Here is a 22,235-nt window from a genome sequence, read left to right as displayed (position 1 = left end):
ATACTCTCGCACAGACCAAAGAGCTAGAGGAGTATAAGGAAGTCGTGACTCTCTTAACAAAAAATGATTGATTGGATGTTTCAGCAAGTAAAGCAAACAAACTAGTAAGAAATAAAGCTCCATACTTCATTACTCCCAAAAAGCTCTTCCAGTTAATAAGAACTGGAAGAGCTTTTTTACTTTTATCAGAATCTACGCGCTAGGAGAAAGATATTTCACACCACATTTAACCAAATATGTGACGAAATTATGGTAAAGCCATTTAAACTAGATAAAAATCGCTTCAAGTGTGAGAAATATCACACCTTTTAAACATACAACATGATAATTTTTTAGGAGTAAGCAATATGTCATGACAAACTTCAATATGTTAGGAGGTTTTTAGCCTTTTGATCTGTTGAGATGCATCTCTAATATGAACGTTTATATACCATTATTATGTACAGAGATTTAAAGGAAGGGAGCCTGAGCTGAGGTGAGAAAGCAAAAATCAATGCATATTGGCAAGTTAATCATTCTCTCCGTATTCATTACAATTTTTTTAGCAGGCTGTGATAGTCGTTATTTGATTTTAAATCCGCAGGGGGCGGTAGCTCAAAAAGAATACCAGTTAATTATTTTTTCCATAATTTTATGCACAATTGTTGTTATTCCTGTTTTAGGTCTGCTTGTGTATATCGTTTTACGCTACCGTGATAAGCCTGGAAACAAGGCTCCGTATCGACCAGACTGGGACGATAGCAAGCGTCTTGAATTTATTTGGTGGGGCATCCCCATTATTATTATCGGCATTTTAGGTTTCGCTACGGCCAAAACGACTTATGAATTAGTAGATCCGCCGAAAAAAGATGTAAAGCCGCTAACGATTGAAGTAACGTCTCTTGATTGGAAATGGTTATTTCAATATCCGGATCAAGATATTGCGACAGTGAACTATGTCAACATTCCAAAAGATGTGCCCGTTCAATTCGTGCTAACGTCAGATGCACCTATGAATTCCTTTTGGGTACCGGAGTTGGGAGGACAATTATATACCATGCCGGGAATGGCCATGGGGCTTTGGCTACAAGCTAATCACAAGGGAGAATATTTTGGTTCGGGTGCTAATTTTACGGGTGAAGGGTTCGCTCATATGAACTTTAAAGTTAAATCTACATCGACAAAAGAATTTAATCAGTGGGTAAAGCAAGTGAAAGAAACATCACCAGCTTTAACAAAAGCTGATTATAACAATCTTGCCAAACAAGGTCTTTCCTTGGAAAAATCGTACTCTACCATTCCTAAAGGTTTGTTTCAAGAAATTGTTATTAAAAACGGTGGTCAATATTATAGTCAGCATCACCATATGAAAAATGAAGACATGAAGACTATGAATGTGGCTTCTGAAGAACAAGCACATACACAGCATGAGCACCAGGAAGGGGGAAACTAAGTTGTTAGACAAATTAAAAGATTTTTCATCTCATTTTTTTGTGACAGGGGAGCCAATGATTTACGGAGCCGATGTCGCCATATTGTTAACACTCGCCGGTATTATTTTTGTTCTTACGTATCTTAAAAAGTGGAAGTGGCTATGGCGTGAGTGGCTCACAACGGTGGATCATAAAAAAATTGGAATCATGTATATGCTTTCTTCATTGTTAATGCTGTTTCGAGGCGGAGTAGATGCATTATTAATGCGTATGCAGCTAGCATTTCCCCAGTGGCATTTTCTAGATTCTAATCATTACAATGAAATTTTCACTACGCACGGAACCATTATGATTCTATTTATGGCAATGCCGCTTATGTTTGCTTTCTTTAATATCGTTGTGCCGCTTCAAATTGGAGCAAGAGATGTCGCCTATCCTTTTTTAAACGCGGTAAGCTTTTGGCTATTTTTCTTTGGCGCCATGCTTTTCAATTTGTCGTTTGTAATCGGAGGATCGCCAGATGCAGGGTGGTTGAGTTATCCGCCGCTTTCTGGCATGCAGTTCAGTCCTGGACCAGGTCAAGATTTTTATATTTGGGGCATTCAAATATCAGGTATTGGCAGCTTGGCTTCTGGAATTAATTTTATTATGACCATTTTAAAAATGCGTGCGCCTGGCATGAAACTTATGCATATGCCGCTATTCACGTGGTCTGTTCTAGCAAGCTGTATTATTATCATTTTCGCGTTTCCTGTATTAACCGTAACGCTTGCTTTATTGTTTATCGACCGCTTCTTTGACGGACACTTGTTTACCATGACCGGCGGTGGAAATCCGATGATGTACATTAACTTAATTTGGATGTGGGGACATCCTGAAGTGTATATTGTTGTGCTTCCGGCATTCGGCATTTTTTCTGAAATTGTTGCAACGTTTTCTCAAAAGAAGATATTTGGCTATAAATCTATGGTTTTTTCAATGATGATTATTAGCGTTCTATCGTATTTCACATGGGTGCATCATTTCTTTACGATGGGTGCAGGTGCTAATGTAAATGTGTTTTTTGCTATTACCACGATGGCCATCGGGATTCCAACGGGTGTTAAAGTGTTCAACTGGTTATTTACAATGTTCCGCGGCCGTATTCAAATGACCCAGCCGATGCTATGGACAATTGCTTTTATCCCGTGCTTTGTTGTGGGAGGAGCAACGGGTGTTATGCTTTCAGCAGCTCCCGCAGACTATCAGTATCATAATAGCTACTTTTTAGTTGCACACTTTCACCAAGTGTTAATCGGAGGCGTTGTATTCGGCTTCTTTGCAGGTTTGTACTATTGGTGGCCAAAAATGTTTGGCTTTAAGTTAAATGACCGTCTTGGCAAATGGGCATTTTGGACGTGGAATATTGGCTTTTATGTATGCTTCATGCCTCAATATGCACTAGGGTTTATGGGAATGACGCGCCGTATTTATACGTACGATTTTGACATGGGATGGGGACCGCTGAACGTTATCTCTACAGTGGGAGCCTTCTTTATGGGCATAGGGTTTATCTTTCAAGCATGGCAGATTCTTCATGGCATTAAGTACGGAGAACGAGATGTAACAGGAGATCCTTGGAATGGCCGCACATTAGAATGGTCCATTCCTTCACCTCCGCCGCACTACAATTTTGCAGTGATTCCAACAGTAACCGGGCAAGATGCGTGGTGGACGATAAAAGAAGAAAGAAAAAAGAAAAAAGCGAAGGAAACAGCGGCTTTTTCTCCAATTCATATGCCTAAGAATTCAGGTATTCCATTTATCATGTCGATTTTCTGGTTCATTGCTGGTTTTGGCTTAACGTTCCACTGGGTATGGGTGGCGATATTCGGTTTGACAGGAGTAGGAGCTTGTTTACTAGCTCGTTCTTTTCAATACAACTCGGACTATTATATCCCTGTGGATGAAATTCGACATACAGAAAATTCAGTAGGGAGGGTCGGGTAACATGGCATATGCGACAGCGCACCACGAAGAACATCATCATGAACATGATGAAGAAATCAAAGTTATGGGTTTTTGGCTTTTCCTCGTAACGGACTGCATCTTATTTGGAGCATTATTTGCTACGTATGCTGTTCTTGTTAATCATACTGCGGGAGGCCTTACGGGAAAGGATTTTTTTGAAGTTCCAGGATTTGTTTCTGAAACGTTTATCTTATTAACGAGCAGCTTTACGAGCGGATTAGCTGTATTAAGCATGCACAAAGGAAAAATAAAGCCTTTAATTTGCTGGCTAATCGTAACGCTGCTTTTAGGTGTATGCTTTGTTGGCCTTGAAATTCATGAATTTCAAACAATGGTTCACGAAGGAGCAACCATTTCTACGAGCGCATTTTTTACGGCTTTCTACACACTAGTTAGTACACACGGGCTGCACGTTTCGGTTGGCATCATTTGGATGATTTCAATTACAATCCAGTTAAAACGATACGGAATTACCTCTGTAACAAAACGAAAAGTGACGATTATCAGCTTATACTGGCATTTTCTTGATGCCGTCTGGATCTTCCTTTATACGGTTGTGTATTTAATGGGGGTGATGTAGATGGAGAACCATGGGTCGTTAAAAGCTTATACAACCGGATTTATTTTCTCAATTATTTTAACCGTTATTCCTCTGCTGCTGGTATTAAACCACGTACTTGCTAAAAATATATTACTAGCTAGCATTCTAGGAATGGCCGTGCTTCAATTTTTCGTTCAATTGTTTTTCTTTATGCATATTAAAGACGGAGAGAAGCCTCGTTATAATGTGATGGCTTTAATACTTGGAATCGTTTTTGTTATTACGATTGTAGCAGGATCTGTTTGGATAATGACTTTTAACTCTCAAGTTCAATAAAAATGAAGCCGTGTACGATGTGCGCGGCTCCATTTTTTATTAATTTCTATAACTTGTGATAAAAATCACATACTTTTGCTTGCGCAAGAAGTACAATAAAAGTGTAGCAAAGAAAGTTCTTTATAAACGAATGTTAAAGGAGAGATTATGATGAATATGGCTTATCGTAACATCCTCGTAGCAGTAGACGGTTCTGTAGAAGCGGAGTGGGCATTCAAAAAAGCAGTTAACAGTGCGAAAAAAAATAACGCTCATTTGATAATTTGTCACGTTATCGATATACAGGCGTTAAGTCCATCACCTTATGCATTTTATACGGATACACGCTTTCAAGATGCAGAGAAATTTGCTGAAGAACTTTTAACCAACTATAGTAACCTAGCAATTAAGGCTGGAGTAACGAAAGTCGAGACCTTAATTGAACACGGTTCTCCTAAAACAAAAATATCTAAAAAAATTGCTCCCGATAAGCACGTTGATTTAATTGTATGCGGTGCAACCGGGTTAAACGCGGTAGAGCGTATCTTAATCGGAAGTGTATCTCAGCATATTTTACGCTATGCCAAATGTGATGTGTTAATCGTTCGCACCCCTAAAGAAGCTGAAGAGGAATCAAAGCCTTTACAAGTAGAACTAACAGAGTAACAGGTACAGACGAGAAATAAAACTTGTTGTGCACAGCAAAATACAAAGCTCTCACCATTTCATTTATTTAAAGAGTGGGGGGAAACGTATTTTAGTTAAAAGAAGATCCGAACAAGGAGTCAAGGTTCTCAAGATAGAACGTGACTCGTTCGGATTTTTTTATTGTGATGGTGAATGTAGTTTTCATGTATCCAGCTGTTTCTAGCTGTTGATTGAAAGGGAATAGCAGAAAGAAAGGTGAGGATAGTAGAGCACATCAAACATGTTTATGAAAGAAGAAGAGGGGAAGAACAAGCATATAGAAAACTTTTCCTTAGTTGGTTAAGGTTGATTTATAAAGGAGTGACGAATATGTCAAAGTTAAATAATCCATTAACTCAATATTTCCATGAAGACTATCCAAAGCAGTATCAAGAACCGCCTGGTGTACAAAAAGAAATGAACGTCATCCCAGACTGCGGGGAGAACAGTTACATAGGTGCAGGTAAATTAAAAGGCAGAAAAGCTCTTGTAACAGGTGGGGATTCAGGTATTGGCCGAGCAGCAGCTATCGCTTATGCAAGAGAAGGAGCGGACGTTGCGCTTAATTACTTGCCACAAGAGCAAACTGATGCAGAAGAAGTAAAAAAGCTTATTGAGGCAGAAGGCAAAAAAGCAGTACTCATACCTGGTGATGTAGGCGAAGAATCTTTTTGCAAGGAGCTAGTAGAAAAAGCTTATAAAGAATTAGATGGATTAGACGTTTTAGCGCTCGTAGCAGGTAAACAGCAGGCAGTAGAAGATCTTGCTGATTTAGAAACGGATCAGCTGCGCAAAACCTTTGAAGTAAATGTATTCTCTTTATATTGGATCGTAAAAGCAGCGCTGCCTTATTTACCGGCAGGTGCTTCTATTATTACCACAAGTTCTGTACAAGGCTATAGCCCAAGTCCTAATTTATTAGATTATGCAGCTACAAAGTTTGCCATTAACGGATTCACTCGCGGACTAGCCAAGCAATTAGCTCCAAAAGGTATTCGCGTTAACTCCGTTGCTCCAGGACCTATCTGGACGCCGCTTCAAATTTCTGGAGGGCAGCCAAGCGACGCTATTCCAAGCTTTGGACAAGATACACCTTTGCAGCGTGCTGGTCAGCCGGTAGAGTTAGCAAATGTATACGTATTTTTAGCTTCAACGGATGCAAGCTACGTAACAGCTCAAGTTTACGGAATTACAGGCGGAATAGAACTAGCTTAAAACAAAAAACACGTGCAGTTATGAACTGCACGTGTTTTTTTGTTTTATCGTCTTTTACCTTTTAAAGTTTGTACACAAATGTAGCTAAGCGTAGCGAATAATGCTGTAATAAATGCCGAGTGAGACAGTGTAGCAAAGACATTTAAACGAGACATGACAACAAAGATACCGCTAAATATTTGAGCAAAGGTTAAAGCAACTGCAATGATAGACGCGTAGTAAATATCACGGCGAGTTTCTTTATACTGTTTGATAGCAGATACCATAATCCAAATGATAAGAACAAACAGCACAAGAGCAGCAAATCGGTGAGCAAAGTGAATGCCTGTTGTTCCTGATAGCTTTGGAATAAGAGTGTTGCCATAACAAGCCGGAAAGCTTGTACACGCTAAGCTTGCACCTTTGTGACGCACATATGCACCTAAATAAATATCGCAGTAGGTAAATATAAGCGTAAACCATGCGAGCCATCTAAATTTGCCTGTAACGGCTCCTTTAATAAAATGATCCGAACGGTCCTTTTGAATAACAAATATTGAAAGTAAAAATACACCGGTAAACGCAATAAGCGAAAGACCGAAATGCAGGGCTAGCGCCTCAGCTGACTGAGGCCAGATAACGGCAGAAGCCCCGAGCAACGACTCGATAACGATAAATGCAATACTCATGATCGCTAAAATTTTCACTTCACGGTTTCTGCGATAACGAATCCAAGCCCAAATAGAAAATGCTAAAACAAGAAGACCTGCAAATGCGGTAATCAAACGATGCGTATATTCAATCATTGTTGCTACTGCGTATTCGGGTATTAACTGCCCGTTACACAATGGCCACTCGTTTCCGCACCCTAATCCAGATCCTGTGGTTGTGACCAGACTGCCGGCAATCATTAAAATAAACATAACAATCGTTGTAAATATAGCTGTTATTTTAAATAAATTTCTCATACGTTGACTCCCTTTGTTGAGTTACTAATTATGACTATAGATTTGATGAATACGATAGTCAAGTAGTAGAGCGTAATTAACAAATAACTGTCACAAACTCGCACATGTTTTCCTTAAAGTTGATGTCAGAAAAGCTTTCTTCACTAAGCTTTGTAATGGTTTTTTTCTTTTAAACAATGTAAATATGCTTTCATACATAAGATATAAAAAATTATATTAGTGATTTTATACAATTTGCAAAAAAAACTTTAGAGAGAATGGAGATACAATCATATTACAAAAGTGATAATATAAATATAAATCAAATGATGTTATAAAACCTATCATTTTATGTTAGATATAAAATAAACTTTTTTATCACGGAGAAACTTTATTGAAAGGAGAGATAACGATGAGCTTAGAAGCTTTAAATAAAAGAGTAGCAACCGATCTTTCTTACCTTTCTTTCAGGAAACCAACAGAAGTACAGCCAATTATCCCTAAAAGTGGACACGTATACGATGTAATCATTATTGGAGGAGGTCAAAGCGGTTTAGGAACGGCTTTTGGCTTGCTGCGAGAACGCGTGTCAAATATTCTTGTTATTGATGAAAACCGTTCGGGTTTAGAAGGTCCGTGGGAAACGTATGCACGAATGATTACGCTGAGAACGCCCAAAAACTTAACATCTATCGATTTAGGTATGCCTTCGCTTACGTTTCAAGCGTGGTGGGAAGCACAATTTGGCTCAGAGGGCTGGGAAGCTCTTGACAAAATTCCAAAAGGAGACTGGATGAATTATTTACGCTGGTACCGGAGTATTCTTAACCTTCCTGTGGCAAATGAAATAAAATTAACGTTAATTGAGCCGACGGAAACAGGTATTCATCGCTTGCATATTGAAGGAAATGGAGCTGCATGTCCTACACTGATGGCACGTAAAGTTATACTAGCTACAGGAATTCAAGGAGGAGGAGAGTGGCATGTCCCGCCTATGATTTCTGAAAAATTGCCGCCTCATCTTTATTCTCATACTTCACAAACGATTGATTTTACTACGTTAAAGAACAAAAAAGTAGCTGTTTTAGGAGGAGGAGCTTCGGCGTTTGATAACGCCAACTATGCGCTTTCCGAAGGAGTTGCTGAAGCTCATGTATTTGTTCGACGAAAAGAACTTCCGCGTATTAATCCAATCAGACAAATGGAAGCTTCAGGAATGATTGAGCGTTTTCATGCTCTGTCAGATGCTGAAAAATATGAAGTAATGGCTCATTTTTTCGAATACAATCAGCCGCCTACGAATGATACATTTGGACGCGCTTCCTCATGGCCAGGTTTTCATTTGCACGTACATGCACCGTGGCTCGATGTCGAGGGAAAACAGGACAAAGCAGTTGTAACAACTCCTCAGGGAGTCTTTACATTTGACTATTTAATTATTAGCACAGGCCTTCTAACAGATCCGGCTCTTCGTCCAGAATTACGTCTTGTTGAAAAACACATCGCCCGCTGGAGCGATCATTACAAAGCACCGCATGAAATTGCCAATCCAGTATTGGATGCCCACCCTTACCTTAGTAATGGCTTTGCTTTTTCAAATCGCAATGGGGAAGGTCAAAAAATGGTATATGGCCTTTTTGCTTTTAATTATTCTGCTTTAATTAGCTGTGGAATTTCTGCTTCCGCTCTTTCAGGGCTGAAATATGCGATACCAAAGCTCGTATCAGAAGTCGCCAATCAGCTTTTTATTGATAACCGCCATGAGAATTTAACCAATTTCTTTGACTATAATGAGCCTGAATTTATCGGCAGCTGGTCAAAAGACGCTAATCAAGTGAAAACAACATAATAAAACTACATTTTTAACAATGAAAAAGGTGAAGCATATGGAGCCGATCTCTAAAAAGAAGATAGCTACTTTGTATACTCAAATTAGCCAAGAAATTTTTAATGTAGGCGTGAATACTCAAAAAATAGATATTATTGATAATAAAATTCTTATACTAGCTCAATCAAAAAGAATGCCAGCGCTAGACGCCCTCAGTGAAGAATATAAAGAATTAGTGATGTCTCTTGATGCGGCTTTGTCGACTAAATATAAAAAAATGCTAAAGCAAAAAGTGGAGCTATTATTCGATATCCAGGTCACTTCTTTATTTAGAGATTATGATCCTGCTACTGAGAATTCTTGTACGGTTATTTGCTTTAAATAACTTCTCTATATAAATGGCAAAACGTTGGATGAAATCGTTTGTTTTGCAAAAAACGTAAAAGACGGATGCTTATCTTCTGTTTACAGAAGCAAAGAGCCGTGAAGATAGAAGGGTTTCCTTCTGTTTTCACGGCTCTTTTTATACATATTTTCATAAAAAAGGAGTGGGGAAATGACTGAATATACACTTGTTGATAAAGCGGCTGTAAAAACTAGTTAAAAAAATTCAATCGATCATTAAAGGAGTGAAAAGCAAGTGGCGATGAATGAAAAAATGGAAACTCAGCATATGGAACTAACAAAAAAATCAGCACCTAATCCTTCATGGGTAGATAAGCTGTTTCATTTAACAGAACGTAAAACAGATGTAAAAACAGAAATTCTTGCGGGAATTACGACTTTTGTGACGATGAGCTATATTATCTTTGTTAATCCGACGATTTTAGCAGATGCAGGCATTCCAAAAGAAGCGGCAATTGCGGCAACAATTTTTGCCACTGTTTTTGCAACTCTTTTGTTTGCATTGTGGGCGAACATGCCTATTGCAGTTGCACCAGGAATGGGGCTAAACGCTTTTTTTACGTATACAGTGGTATTGGGTGAAGGGTTAACGTGGCAAACAGGTTTAGGAGCCGTATTTATTTCAGGGGTTGTATTTTTTATTTTAACCATAACAGGCTTACGCAAGAAGATTATTGAAGGGATACCCGCTATTTTAAAAAGTGCTATTTCCGTTGGAATCGGTCTATTTATTGCTTTTATCGGTTTTAAGCAAGCTGGAATTATTGTAAGCAACAAAGAAAATTTAGTAGCGCTTGGACAACTCACAAAACCGGGCCCATTACTTGCTTTATTAGGTTTCATCACGGTAACTGTATTAACTGCTCGAAAAATTAAAGGAGCTGCTTTGATTAGTATTTTACTGATATCAATTGCAGGGATGGCGCTGGGCATAGTAGAAGCACCTAAAAGCATCAGCAGCGTTGTGTCGTTTTCAATGCCAAGCATGTCAGAAACTTTTTTACAAATGGATATTAAATCTGCTCTCCATTACGGTCTTTTCTCTATTATTTTTTCATTTACGCTTGTGGAGCTATTTGATAATTTAGGATCGATGATTGGATTATCTAAAAAAGCTGGACTAATGGATGGAAACGGAGAAATTAAAGGGTTAGATAAAGCGCTTATGGCAGATTCTCTTGCGACTGTAGCCAGTGCTGCTATGGGATCTACCGCAATGAACGCGTATGTAGAAAACGCTGCGGGAATTGCAGAAGGAGGCAAAACGGGTCTTAAAGCACTGGTTGTTGCCACGCTGTTTTTAGTCAGTATTTTGTTCACTCCATTGATCAGCATTATTCCTGCTTTTGCTACAGCGCCTATTTTAATTATGGTTGGAGCTCTCATGTTAACAGAAATTAAAAACATTCCTCTCGACGAAATAACAGATGCTGTGCCTGCTTTTTGTACCATTATTTTGATGCCGTTAACGTTTAGTATCGGCGAAGGCTTAGCGCTAGGGTTTTTATCTTATACATTCGTTAAATTGTTAGCCGGCAGGGCGAAGGAAATTCACTGGATTATGTATATGATTAGCGCCGCTTTTATTATCAACTTCGTTTGGGCTGCTTGAACGCATATATCTAGAGAAAAAAAGACTTCTCAGCTGAGAAGTCTTTTTACTGTTCATGTAAATTTTAATTGCTCTTTCTTTACAGGAATAAAAGGTAGCGAAGAAAGATATATAACGTTGAAATCAAAAGAGATACAAGCATAATTGGAGCTCCAATTTTCAAAAAATCCATAAACGAAAATTTATGTCCTTTTTTTACAGCCATGCCAGCTACAATGACGTTGGCAGATGCTCCAATTAACGTACCGTTTCCTCCCAAACATGCTCCTAGAGCCAATGACCACCATAGTACATTGATTTGAGCAGAATCAGGGCTCATTCCCATTCCATGAGCCATATCTTGAATAAGTGGAATCATTGTAGCAACAAAAGGAATGTTATCAATAACAGCTGAGGCAATGCCACTAATCCACAAAATGAGATAAGCTGACAGTGCGATATTGCCGTCTGTAACGTTCAACGCGCCAGCAGCCAGCTTTTTAATAATGCCTACATCGATTAAGCCTCCGACAAGAACAAACAAACCTGCAAAGAAAATAATGGTTGTCCATTCAACAGAATCAAATGCGCTTTCTACTTCATCATGAGTTCTTAATCCAATTACCAGTAGTACAGCAGCACCTGTAATGGCTACCATAGCCGCATCAATGTGCAAAACAGAATGCAGGGTAAAACCTAGAATCGTTAATACTAATACAGTTAACGATTTTTTCATTAAAACATAATCTTGAATATAATCTTTTTCATTTAAACTCATTAGCTCTTGCTTTTTACTATCTTCTACTTTTAACTTTTTACGATAGATAAGAACAAGAATCCCCAGTGTAACAACACCGATAATCAGTACTGCAGGAGCTAAATTTAATAAAAAAGCATTAAAATCAAGGTGAGGGTTCGCTGCCCCAATCATGATATTAGGCGGGTCGCCTATTAAAGTTGCCGTTCCTCCAATATTTGAAAACAGCACTTCTGATATAAGAAACGGAAAAGGATTAATGTTTAAGATAGTAGTAATCGAAAATGTAACGGGAACGATTAATAACACGGTTGTCACATTGTCTAAAAAAGCTGAGCCGACGCCTGTTAAAATCGATAAAATAACTAGAATTCGAACCGGATCACCTTTAGCAATTTTAGCAGACTTGATGGCTGCGTATTGAAACACACCCGTTTTATTTGTAATGCCGACTAAAATCATCATACCCATAAGAAGGACAATTGTTTCCCACTGAATGTGTTCGGTAATAGCATTATTAAAATCAACAATGCCTAACAAAATCATTAATATGGCACCTAAAAGAGCTGCTGAAGCGCGATTGATCTTTTCAGTCATAATCAGAAAATATGTAATGATAAATATAATAATGGCTGCGTATACATGAAAACTTGTAATGTGTTGAATTGCATTGTGCATAACTGTAACCTGGGGATATGTCATCTAGACGTCGCGAAGTGTAGATGACGCAAACTTTGGATGTTTTCCAGGTTTTCACCTCATCTTTCATCATTTAATTTACATCCAACTTTACGGTGAAACTTCTATAAAATCCGCTTTTCTTTAACCAACCTCCTTTAAAAGCTTTGGTGTTCTTTAAAATAAAGACGATTCCTTCAGCATTATATCATATTTACATAAAAGCTTTCTTGCTAATTATTCATGTGATTTTCAACCCACACGCTTATTATGCACCTTAAATTCAGTTTGCATAATTGATTCCTCTAAAATTGGACAAAGTTAGACAAAGTTGGAACAGTGTCCAATTTTGTCTAACTTTATGAGAGCAAATAAAACAATGGATTGCTAAGATAGAGCGGTTTTCATGTTGGCACGGTACTTGCAAGAATAGTTAAGTGAAGGCTAGAAATCAAATGAGGAGGCTTACCATAATGAAAACTGCTCAAAATAAAATAGAAAAGCTTACGAAAGAAAAAGCCAGCTGGATGTATCAGAAAATGGTAGAAATTCGAAAGTTTGAAGATGAAGTACATCAAATTTTTGCAAAAGGTGTACTGCCTGGTTTTGTTCATCTGTATGCAGGTGAAGAAGCGATAGCGGTTGGAATGTGCGCTCACCTTAATGACAGTGACAGTATTACGAGCACTCATCGTGGACACGGTCATTGTATTGCTAAAGGCGGCGATTTAGATGGAATGATGGCTGAACTATTTGGGAAGGTAACCGGGTTAGGCAAAGGAAAAGGTGGATCTATGCATATCGCGGATTTAGATAAAGGAATTTTAGGAGCAAATGGAATTGTAGGAGGAGGATTTCCGCTTGCATGCGGTTCTGCTTTAACTGCTAAGTATAAAAAGACAAAAGATGTAAGCGTTTGCTTTTTTGGAGACGGGGCGGGCAATGAAGGAACGTTTCATGAAGGAATTAACTTAGCAGCCATTTGGAAACTGCCGGTTGTTTTTGTTGCTGAGAATAATGGCTACGGAGAAGCAACTCCCTTTTCTTATGCTTCAAGCTGCAGCACGATTGCAGACCGTGCCGCATCTTACAATATTCCAGGCGTACGAGTGGATGGAAAAGACGTGATGGCAGTTTATGAAGCAGCTGCTGAAGCGATTCAACGAGCTCGCAGAGGGGAAGGCCCAACGTTAATTGAATGTGTAACGTATCGAAATTACGGGCATTTCGAAGGCGACGCACAAACGTATAAATCAGGCAGTGAAAAGAAAGAACACCTTCAGGAAAAAGATGCGATTGCTCTTTTTGAAAACTATTTGCTTTCAGAACAAGTAGTAACAGAAAAAGAGCTTAGAGATATTGAAAGTGACGTAGAAAAAGCAGTAAAACGCGCAGTTGAGCTAGCAGAAACAAGCGATTATCCTGATGCTTCCGAACTATTAACAGATGTTTATGTATCTTACTAATTAAAGGGGGAAAAGAAAATGACTAGAAAATTAAGTATGTCTGAAGCTATCAATGAAGCAATGAAACTAGCGATGCGAAAAGATGAGAATGTGATTCTGCTGGGAGAAGATGTAGCTGGCGGAGCGGAAATTGACCACCTGCAAGATGATGAGGCTTGGGGCGGTGTCCTTGGAGTGACAAAGGGACTTGTACAAGAATTTGGACGTGAACGAATTCTTGATACGCCTATTTCAGAAGCAGCTTATATAGGAGCTGCAATGGGAGCGGCAGCCACAGGGTTAAGACCGGTTGCAGAATTAATGTTTAATGACTTTATTGGCTGCTGCTTAGATCAAGTGCTGAATCAAGGCGCAAAATTTAGATACATGTTCGGAGGAAAAGCAGAAGTGCCCGTCACGATTCGAACGACTCATGGAGCAGGGTTTAGGGCTGCGGCTCAGCATTCTCAGAGCTTGTATGCTTTGTTCACTAGCATTCCTGGCATTAAAGTAGTGGTGCCTTCTACCCCTTACGATGCAAAAGGTTTATTATTAGCAGCAATTGAAGACAATGATCCGGTTATCTTTTTTGAAGACAAAACATTGTACAACATGAAAGGTGAGGTTCCTGAAGGCTATTATACGATTCCATTAGGAAAAGCAGACGTGAAACGCGAAGGAACAGATTTAACTATTGTAGCGATTGGCAAACAAGTAAATACTGCACTTACAGCCGCAGATCAATTATCTCACAAAGGAATTGACGTAGAAGTAGTCGATCCGCGAAGTCTATCACCTTTTGACGAAGAGACGATTCTTTCTTCTGTAGAAAAAACGAATCGATTAATTGTTATTGACGAAGCTAACCCAAGATGTAGCATCGCAACAGATATTGCTGCGCTAGTTGCTGATAAAGGATTTGATATGCTTGATGCACCTATTAAACGAATTACAGCACCACATACACCTGTACCATTTTCACCTCCATTAGAAGATATTTATCTGCCAACACCGCAAAAAGTAATTGAAGTTGTATCGGAGTTGCTAGGAGATAAATCGCTTCTAAGCGTGTAAGTAAAGAGAAAGGAGGAGGAAGCAAATGGCTGCAGAGGTTGTAATGCCAAAACTAGGTATGGCAATGAAAGAAGGAACCGTTTCGACATGGAATAAAAAAGTGGGAGACTCCGTTTCAAAAGGAGATATGATTGCAAGTATTAATTCTGAAAAAATAGAAATGGAAATTGAAGCGCCGCAGGACGGTGTGATTCTTGATATCCTTGTGCAAGAAGATGTAGGTGTGCCTCCTGGAACGATTATCTGTTATGTTGGAAATCCAAACGAGCAGCTTACTGAGCAAAGCAGTTCAGCAAATGAGCTTCAGGCTCCTAAAAACGAGGTAGCCGCCACTATCTCTTTAGAAGAGCCACCAGCAAACGCAGTTTCATCAAAGAAGAGCAAAGAAACTGTGCGCATTTCACCAATTGCACGGAAAATAGCAGAATCTGAAAACCTTGACATTGAAATGATTAAAGGCACGGGACCAAAAGGAAGAATCACAAAAGCGGATGTAGAGAAAGTGCTGACAGAAAAAGCTTCAGAAACAAGTCATCCACCAGTTGAAATAGATAAAGCTACAAAAAAAGAAACGCTTCCAGTAGCGGGGATGAGGAAAGTCATTGCAGGCCGAATGCATAATAGCTTACTAAACAGTGCTCAATTAACGATTAATATGAAAGCTGACGTGACGGATTTGCTGTCTCTTCAACGAGAAATTAAAGAAGTGATTCAACAACGCCATAAGGTGAAAATCTCTCTAACTGATTTTATTGCTCGCGCTGTTGTTCTTTCACTTCAAGAACACAAGCAAATGAACAGTGCGTATATCGATAACGAAATTCATCTCTATCATCATGTTCATCTTGGAATGGCCGTGGCTTTAGAGAATGGGCTAGTTGTTCCTGTTGTGCAACATGCTGAAAAAATGCCGTTAGTTGAATTAGCTGCAGAGATTAAAACACGAGCAGCAGATGCTCGGCAAGGTCAGTTGAGTACTGATAGCATGCAAGGTTCTACATTCACTATTACTAATCTGGGTGCTTACGGAGTAGAGTATTTTACACCTGTATTGAACCCGCCTGAAACAGGAATCCTTGGTGTGGGAGCTACTGAAGATGTACCTATGTATATAGGAGACGATTTACAAAGAAGAAACGTGCTGCCTTTAAGCCTGACGTTTGATCATCGCGTACTGGACGGAGCACCTGCAGCTAATTTCCTTGGAACTATTAAACAATACTTAGAGCAACCTATTTTACTACTCTTATAGAAAGGTGGTGCATTCCATGAAACCTTTAGTTGTCATTGGCGGCGGTCCTGCAGGATATGTGGCGGCAATCACTGCCGCCCGGCAAGGAAAACAAGTTACGTTAATCGAACAAAAAGATTTAGGTGGAACATGTTTAAATGAGGGCTGCATGCCAACAAAGTCATTATTAGCAAGCGCGGAAGCCTATGAGAAAATAAAGCAAGCTGAGCAATTCGGCATCACTCTTCCTTTAGAACAAGTGAAAATTAACTGGGATGGCGTTCAGCATCATAAAACAACCATTGTTAAAAACTTGGTCAGGGGAATTGGCTATTTGATGAAAAAGAACAGTATTAAAGTCATGAAAGGAGAAGCTTCTTTTTTGACAAATCATCGCCTAGCCGTGCGAAATGAAAATCAAGTAGAAGAAATAGAGGCTGAACAGTTTATTATTGCTGTAGGTTCAGAACCTGCTAGCCTGCCGTTTGCTCCGTTTGATGGAAAGTGGATCATTCACAGTGGACAAGCGATGTCGCTGCCTGCTATCCCTTCATCTCTTTTAATAGTAGGAGGAGGGGTAATTGGGTGTGAATTTGCAAGCATTTACAGTCAAATGGGAACAAAAGTAACGATTGTGGAAGCGGCAGATCAGCTGCTTTCTGGTGAAGACGCCGATATCGCCTTTATGTTGCAGGAAGAGTTAGAGAAAAAAGGCGTAACGATTTATACATCCGCTTCGCTAACAGAAATGCAGCCAGAAGATAAAACGGCTCTATTTAAACATAAAGAAGAACTGCATGAACTGCAGGCTGACTATGCATTAATTTCAATTGGGAGAAAGCCTAGAGTGCTAGGTTTAGGTTTAGAAAAGCTTGGCATACATTTTTCAAAACAAGGAATTGATGTTAATGAGCATATGCAAACGAATATACCTAATATCTATGCTTGTGGAGATGTAGTCGGTGGAATTCAGCTTGCTCATGTAGCCTTTCATGAAGGCACAGTTGCTGCTTTGCATGCATACGGAAAAGATAAGAGCGTGAATTACCGAGCTGTACCACGCTGCATCTATACTCATCCTGAAATTGCAAGTGTCGGTTTGACAGAAAAACAGGCCCGAGAAAAATACGGTGATGTTCGTATCGGAGAATTTTCGTTTACGGCAAACGGCAAAGCGATGATTGCAAATGATTCTGTTGGAAAAGTGAAAGTAATCGTAGAACCGCAGTTTAATGAAATTATTGGGCTTTCCATTGTAGGTGCACATGCTACAGAATTAATTGGACAAGGAACTATCATGCTGCACGGGGAGTTGACCACGGATGTAATGGAAGACTTTATCGCTGCTCATCCTACATTATCCGAAGCGATTCATGAAGCTCTTTTGCAGTCAACGGGTCAGGCCGTTCACTCATGATTATACAAGTGCTCAAGTTATTAAGCTCTTTAAGAATGAAAAGTAAAAATGAATGATTCAAAAAGGTAAACTAGAGGATGAAGGAATCATGAAAGCGGGAGAGGGATTTTCCTGCATCCTCGTCTAGTTTTTCTATTAATTTTTACATAACGTGAGTTTAAGAATCTATCTTTGGTAATGATAACGTTTTCTTTGTGATTTATAATAATAGTAACAAGCCTTGATTTACTATATTCAATTAAGTTTATAGGGGAGAGGTAAGAAATGGAATCCACACTTTCTTTAAACACATGGAAACGTTTTGTGAACGAAGGAGCACTTGAATCTTCAAGATTAAACGACATCATTGTAAAATCGTGGCACCGCTGTAAAAGCGCAGATGTTAACCCTTACCTAGATAAAGGCAGATCGATTTTAAGGAACGAAGATTTTCATTCTCGAAAACAAATGAACTCTTTATTTCTTGAAACGGCGTTGCCGCACTTAGAAAGAATCAGACAATCAGCGGCAGATTTAGGAATGGTTGCTCTATTAATTGACCCAGAAGGCTATATTTTATCTATTACAGGAAATAGACTTACACTGAATGAAGCAAGAAAAATTAATTTTGTGGAAGGTGCCTGTTGGACAGAAAAAGAAGTAGGAACAAATGCAATCGGGACGGCTCTGCAAACGGAAGAACCCATTATGATAACAGGTACAGAACATTATTCGATTGCTTCGCATCAATGGAGCTGTTCGGCGGCGCCTGTTCGAAATGACGACGGAAATTTAATTGGGATTATTAATATTTCCTGTCCCGTAAACAGAGCGCATCCTTATATGCTTGGAATGGTTACGTCCATTGCGTATACAATCGAACGGGAGTTAAGCATTCGAATGCACAAAGACGAAATTGAGTTGGTTCATGCTTCTATGAATTTTGTCGATAGCAAGCAGCTCTTGCTGCTTTGCAATTACAAAGAAGTGATTGTAGGAGCAAGTAAAACCGTTCGGGAATGTATACCTAAATGGTCAGGACAACAGTTGAATACGATTGTACAACAGGGATTTCGTATAGTGATGGAAGTGCCTGTCATTTCAAAAAGACACGGTCATTCTATTGGAAAGATTGTTTACTTATCAGAAGAAACGACTCATAACCAAACAACTAAACAGATCTCTGCTCAATCATTTTGTTTTAAAGGAGAAGCAGGCATAAGCCGATCCTTTCAGCGAACATTAGAAGAAATAAAGCAGGCGGCTCCTACGGATACAACAGTCTATATTTTAGGGGAAACAGGTACTGGAAAAGAAGTAGTGGCGAGAACGATTCATGAAAACAGTTCGCGTAAAAACGGACCTTTTATTGCTCTTAATTGTGGTGCCATTCCGAAGGAACTTATGGAAAGTGAATTATTTGGCTATGGGGAAGGAGCTTTTACAGGAGCACGGCGTCAAGGATATCAAGGGAAGTTTGAGCAGGCTAATCATGGTACGATTTTTCTTGATGAAATAGGTGAACTTCCTCATTCTATGCAAGTTTCTTTGTTAAGAGTATTGCAAGAGCGCAAGGTCACGCCTGTGGGAAGCAATCAGGAAATTCCGGTAGATATTCGGATTATTACCGCTACTCATCGAGATCTTCGCCAACTTGTCAATGAAGGGAAGTTTCGAGAAGATTTATACTACCGGCTTCACGTGTACCCCGTGCATGTTCCGCCTTTACGGGAAAGAAAAGAAGATATTCCGCATCTTATGCGGTACTTTTGTCAAACGAATGATTGGAATATGAATTTCCCCAAGGAACTAGTAGATAAATTGATAGATTACCAGTGGCCCGGAAACGTTCGAGAATTATTTAATGTACTTGAACGCTTGAAAATTTCACTAAACGCGGACACAGAAAAAGAGACAATATTGAGTTATTTGAGTTCTTTACATCTTGGTGGTCAGAGGAACATCTCTCACTCTGATACTTCACAAGAAATAGAAGAAAACGATTTTACGTCCCTATCCGCACTCACATTTCGTGAAAAAGTTCAAAAAAACTTGATGATGGATGCTTTACGTAAAACGCAGGGAAATGTGTCGCTTGCTGCTAAGCTGTTAGATATACCAAGAAGTACATTTTATAACAGACTAAAAAAATTCAATTTATAAGCTGAGAGTTTTTAGCTGTTTTAAATTTAGACGAAGTAAAAAATGAACCATTGATCAAGATTTTCGATTAGTGGTTCGTTTTTTTTTTAGGGTGAACGTACGTTCGATTTGTTTTAGACCCTTCTAGCAGTTGATTGGAGGGCAAGACGAAAACTCCTGCGGGAAAAGCGGAACAGGTGAGACTCCACAGGAGCGTATGCGACGAGAAGGCTCAGCGGCCGACTGCGGAAAGCGAAGTCTTGCACGGAACCAACTGACCTGTCACGAGCGTTCAGCTCATGTATCCTATTTGTTCGTCTTTGTTCGTCGTTAGATTGAATTGATTTCGTTATATCTCGATCTTTTTTAAATTTAATGAAGAATGTACGCATATTTTATTATCAGATTATTCTGTACTATATACAGTATATTGTATACAATATATAATTTAATCAATATCTAATTAACAAAACCAGAGGTGATGAGTGAATGACAGACAAACAGTTTAAAAATGTACAAGACGGAACAAAAGCGGTATGGGCAGGAGAAAAAGAATCGCTTGCTTACAATGCCACTCAAGTTCCCGTCGTCTTCAGCGTAGCTTACAATTATGATGATGTAGACGAATGGCAAGAAGTTGCGTTAGGAAACAAACCAGGCTATACGTATAATCGCATGAGTAATCCTACGGTTAAAGCTTTTGAAGAAAAAGTAAGGATACTTGAAGAAGCAGAAGAGTCGGTCGCATTTTCCTCCGGCATGGCGGCTATTAGCAGCACATTGTACACTTTTTTAAAACCGGGAGACCGAGTCGTATCGGTAAAAGATACATATGGAGGAACAAATAAAATCTTCACTGAGTTCCTTCCTAACATTGGAGTGGATGTAACCTTATGTAATACGGGAAATCATGAAGAAATTGAAGCGGAAGTAAATAAAGGATGTAAAGTGCTGTATTTAGAGTCACCTACAAATCCTACGATGAAAATTATTGATATTGAAAGAATAGCGAAAGCAGGAAAATCGGTAGGGGCAGTGGTCATTATTGATAATACGTTTGCGACACCAATTAACCAAAACCCTCTTCAATTAGGAGTAGATCTTGTCATTCACAGCGCCACAAAATTTTTAAGCGGACACGCCGATGCTTTAGGCGGGGTAGTATGCGGCTCTAAAGAATTAATGCAGCATGTGTATCACTACCGTGAGATCAATGGCGCGACCATGGACCCTATGTCAGCGTATCTTATTTTAAGAGGAATGAAGACGTTAAAGCTGCGTATACGTCAACAAGAACGAAGCGCTTTGGAAATTGCTAAATTTCTTCAAAAGAAAGAAGCTGTTGAAGCCGTCTATTATCCTGGATTGGAAACACACCCTCATCATCATATTGCCAAAAAACAAATGAAAGGCTTTGGCGGAATATTAAGCTTTGTGTTAAAAGGAGAAATGGAAGCTATTAAAATTTTGCTGCCAAAGTTAACGTATGCAAATAAAGCCGGTAATTTAGGAGCAGTTGAAACGATTTACGGTCCGGCAAGAACGACTAGTCACGTAGAATGTACGCTTGAAGAACGTAAAGCTCTTGGAATATCCGAAGGACTGGTTCGCATATCTGTAGGAATTGAAGATACGGAAGATTTAATTGCAGACTTAGAACAAGCATTTGCTCACTTAGAATCTGCATCACCTATTAGTAATTAAAAAGACATGTATTACTTTTTTAAATAAAAATAAGGTAAGCAACTCTTTTTAGTTGGTAGACGTTTCTTCAAAATTGCAGAGATATTGTGGAATAAAGCTGAGAAATTAAACTGCACGTGTATTTTTTCGTCTGATTTTGTAGGTATACTGATAAATTAGATGAAATAAAAATGTTTTTACACGCTTTAAAAATAAACTAACTTACAATAGCCTACAAATAAGGAATGATAGTATGTCGAAACAAGAAAATGAATACACAATAAAAGATGCATCATTGTTTGGATTTAAATTAATGCAGGTAAGTAAAGCCATCTGGCGAGCTGCAGAAGATGATTGGGAGCAATGGGTGAAACCTTATGGTCTGAATGTAAATGAGCATCATATTTTATGTTTGGCTAGCAGCACGGGAGAAATCTCTATGTCAGAGTTAGCTAACTTAGGCGCTATGCATATCTCTACAGCATTTAATTTTTCGAAAAAATTAGAAAATCAAGGGTATCTGCATCTATCCAAAAGAGAAAATGATAAAAGAAATACCTACATCAAACTGACTGAAAAGGGAGAACAATTATTGCTTGACACGCTCAAAGGGTATGAACCACATAACAGTAAGGTGTGCAAAGGCGCACTTCCTTTAAAAACGTTATACGGAAAATTTCCCGATTTTCCAGAGCTCGTAACCGTTGTTCGTCACGTTTGCGGCGGCGACCTAGTGACCGTTGCTGATCAACCTTTTGTGAATATAGAAGAAGCGGGAATAGAAGAAAATGAAGATAAGAAAGAAGTCCAGCTAACTAGTAATTGAACGCGCTGAATAATGGGCAGAGAATAGGGCTTCGTGAAAATAAGTGAATAACAGACCGAGCTGTTTTATCCGT

Annotated in this window: 19 protein-coding genes; 17 read left to right on the top strand and 2 right to left on the bottom strand. The window is 39.0% G+C overall.

What is annotated here, in order from left to right; translation table 11 throughout:
* The first annotated feature begins 493 nt into the window (after positions 1-493).
* The 6 genes from ACRPLQ_RS17360 to ACRPLQ_RS17335 all read left to right on the top strand — a co-directional run bounded on the left by ACRPLQ_RS17360 (position 494) and on the right by ACRPLQ_RS17335 (position 6,180).
* On the top strand, positions 494-1,432 hold the full coding sequence (locus ACRPLQ_RS17360) for a ubiquinol oxidase subunit II (protein ID WP_034264685.1): 939 nt from the start codon (positions 494-496) through the stop codon (positions 1,430-1,432).
* A gap of 1 nt (position 1,433) precedes the next feature.
* Positions 1,434-3,401 carry a cytochrome aa3 quinol oxidase subunit I gene (gene qoxB / locus ACRPLQ_RS17355; RefSeq protein ID WP_165635849.1) on the top strand — a complete coding sequence of 656 codons (1,968 nt, stop codon included), beginning with the start codon at positions 1,434-1,436 and terminating at the stop codon, positions 3,399-3,401.
* A gap of 1 nt (position 3,402) precedes the next feature.
* On the top strand, positions 3,403-4,002 hold the full coding sequence (gene cyoC, locus ACRPLQ_RS17350) for a cytochrome o ubiquinol oxidase subunit III (protein ID WP_325077004.1): 600 nt from the start codon (positions 3,403-3,405) through the stop codon (positions 4,000-4,002).
* Positions 4,003-4,299 (top strand): cytochrome o ubiquinol oxidase subunit IV, encoded by a 297-nt coding sequence (gene cyoD / locus ACRPLQ_RS17345; RefSeq protein ID WP_028413717.1) that lies wholly within the window; start codon positions 4,003-4,005, stop codon positions 4,297-4,299.
* 150 nt (positions 4,300-4,449) lie between these two features.
* Positions 4,450-4,944 (top strand): universal stress protein, encoded by a 495-nt coding sequence (locus tag ACRPLQ_RS17340; protein WP_026106550.1) that lies wholly within the window; start codon positions 4,450-4,452, stop codon positions 4,942-4,944.
* A gap of 351 nt (positions 4,945-5,295) precedes the next feature.
* Entirely contained in the window at positions 5,296-6,180 is an 885-nt protein-coding gene (locus ACRPLQ_RS17335; protein ID WP_028413716.1) for an SDR family oxidoreductase, read from the top strand.
* Positions 6,181-6,224: 44 nt separating this feature from the next.
* On the opposite strand, the gene ACRPLQ_RS17330 is transcribed toward ACRPLQ_RS17335, so the two are convergent.
* Positions 6,225-7,127, bottom strand: a complete 903-nt coding sequence (locus tag ACRPLQ_RS17330; protein WP_014460550.1) for a COX15/CtaA family protein — start codon at positions 7,125-7,127, stop codon at positions 6,225-6,227.
* A gap of 391 nt (positions 7,128-7,518) precedes the next feature.
* Between ACRPLQ_RS17330 and ACRPLQ_RS17325 the strand changes: the two genes are divergently transcribed.
* From ACRPLQ_RS17325 to ACRPLQ_RS17315, 3 genes are all read left to right on the top strand, one after another.
* Complete coding sequence (locus tag ACRPLQ_RS17325; protein ID WP_165635851.1) at positions 7,519-8,955, top strand: NAD(P)-binding domain-containing protein; 1,437 nt, start codon at positions 7,519-7,521, stop codon at positions 8,953-8,955.
* Between the two features lie 37 nt (positions 8,956-8,992).
* Positions 8,993-9,319 (top strand): Na-translocating system protein MpsC family protein, encoded by a 327-nt coding sequence (locus tag ACRPLQ_RS17320; protein WP_014460548.1) that lies wholly within the window; start codon positions 8,993-8,995, stop codon positions 9,317-9,319.
* A gap of 255 nt (positions 9,320-9,574) precedes the next feature.
* Entirely contained in the window at positions 9,575-10,951 is a 1,377-nt protein-coding gene (locus ACRPLQ_RS17315) for an NCS2 family permease (RefSeq protein WP_165635852.1), read from the top strand.
* Positions 10,952-11,030: 79 nt separating this feature from the next.
* Here ACRPLQ_RS17315 and ACRPLQ_RS17310 read toward each other — a convergent pair whose 3' ends face one another.
* Positions 11,031-12,365 (bottom strand): ArsB/NhaD family transporter, encoded by a 1,335-nt coding sequence (locus ACRPLQ_RS17310; protein WP_165635853.1) that lies wholly within the window; start codon positions 12,363-12,365, stop codon positions 11,031-11,033.
* A gap of 473 nt (positions 12,366-12,838) precedes the next feature.
* On the opposite strand from ACRPLQ_RS17310, the gene ACRPLQ_RS17305 reads away from it, so the two are divergent.
* The 8 genes from ACRPLQ_RS17305 (at position 12,839) to ACRPLQ_RS17270 (ending at position 22,162) form a co-directional block, all read left to right on the top strand.
* On the top strand, positions 12,839-13,831 hold the full coding sequence (locus ACRPLQ_RS17305) for a thiamine pyrophosphate-dependent dehydrogenase E1 component subunit alpha (protein ID WP_165635854.1): 993 nt from the start codon (positions 12,839-12,841) through the stop codon (positions 13,829-13,831).
* Positions 13,832-13,849: 18 nt separating this feature from the next.
* Positions 13,850-14,884, top strand: a complete 1,035-nt coding sequence (locus tag ACRPLQ_RS17300) for an alpha-ketoacid dehydrogenase subunit beta (RefSeq protein WP_028413711.1) — start codon at positions 13,850-13,852, stop codon at positions 14,882-14,884.
* Between the two features lie 25 nt (positions 14,885-14,909).
* Positions 14,910-16,136, top strand: a complete 1,227-nt coding sequence (locus ACRPLQ_RS17295; protein ID WP_243494529.1) for a dihydrolipoamide acetyltransferase family protein — start codon at positions 14,910-14,912, stop codon at positions 16,134-16,136.
* A 16-nt stretch (positions 16,137-16,152) separates the two neighbouring features.
* On the top strand, positions 16,153-17,532 hold the full coding sequence (gene lpdA, locus ACRPLQ_RS17290) for a dihydrolipoyl dehydrogenase (RefSeq protein WP_325077007.1): 1,380 nt from the start codon (positions 16,153-16,155) through the stop codon (positions 17,530-17,532).
* A 264-nt stretch (positions 17,533-17,796) separates the two neighbouring features.
* Positions 17,797-19,674: a sigma-54-dependent Fis family transcriptional regulator gene (locus tag ACRPLQ_RS17285; protein ID WP_432236188.1), complete on the top strand. Its 1,878-nt coding sequence runs from the start codon at positions 17,797-17,799 to the stop codon at positions 19,672-19,674.
* A 130-nt stretch (positions 19,675-19,804) separates the two neighbouring features.
* Positions 19,805-19,987 carry a hypothetical protein gene (locus ACRPLQ_RS17280; RefSeq protein WP_232216954.1) on the top strand — a complete coding sequence of 61 codons (183 nt, stop codon included), beginning with the start codon at positions 19,805-19,807 and terminating at the stop codon, positions 19,985-19,987.
* Positions 19,988-20,142: 155 nt separating this feature from the next.
* Positions 20,143-21,357, top strand: coding sequence for a cystathionine gamma-synthase family protein (locus tag ACRPLQ_RS17275; RefSeq protein WP_048021365.1), 1,215 nt, complete (start codon positions 20,143-20,145; stop codon positions 21,355-21,357).
* A 232-nt stretch (positions 21,358-21,589) separates the two neighbouring features.
* Positions 21,590-22,162, top strand: a complete 573-nt coding sequence (locus ACRPLQ_RS17270) for an HTH-type transcriptional regulator Hpr (RefSeq protein ID WP_048021363.1) — start codon at positions 21,590-21,592, stop codon at positions 22,160-22,162.
* Positions 22,163-22,235 lie beyond the last annotated feature (73 nt).

Origin of the sequence: Priestia sp. TRN 1309, assembly GCF_050846875.1 — a bacterium.
Taxonomy (GTDB): domain Bacteria; phylum Bacillota; class Bacilli; order Bacillales; family Bacillaceae_H; genus Priestia; species Priestia zanthoxyli.
Note: the sequence above shows the minus strand (reverse complement) of the source record. Positions and strands in the feature narration are given on the sequence as shown.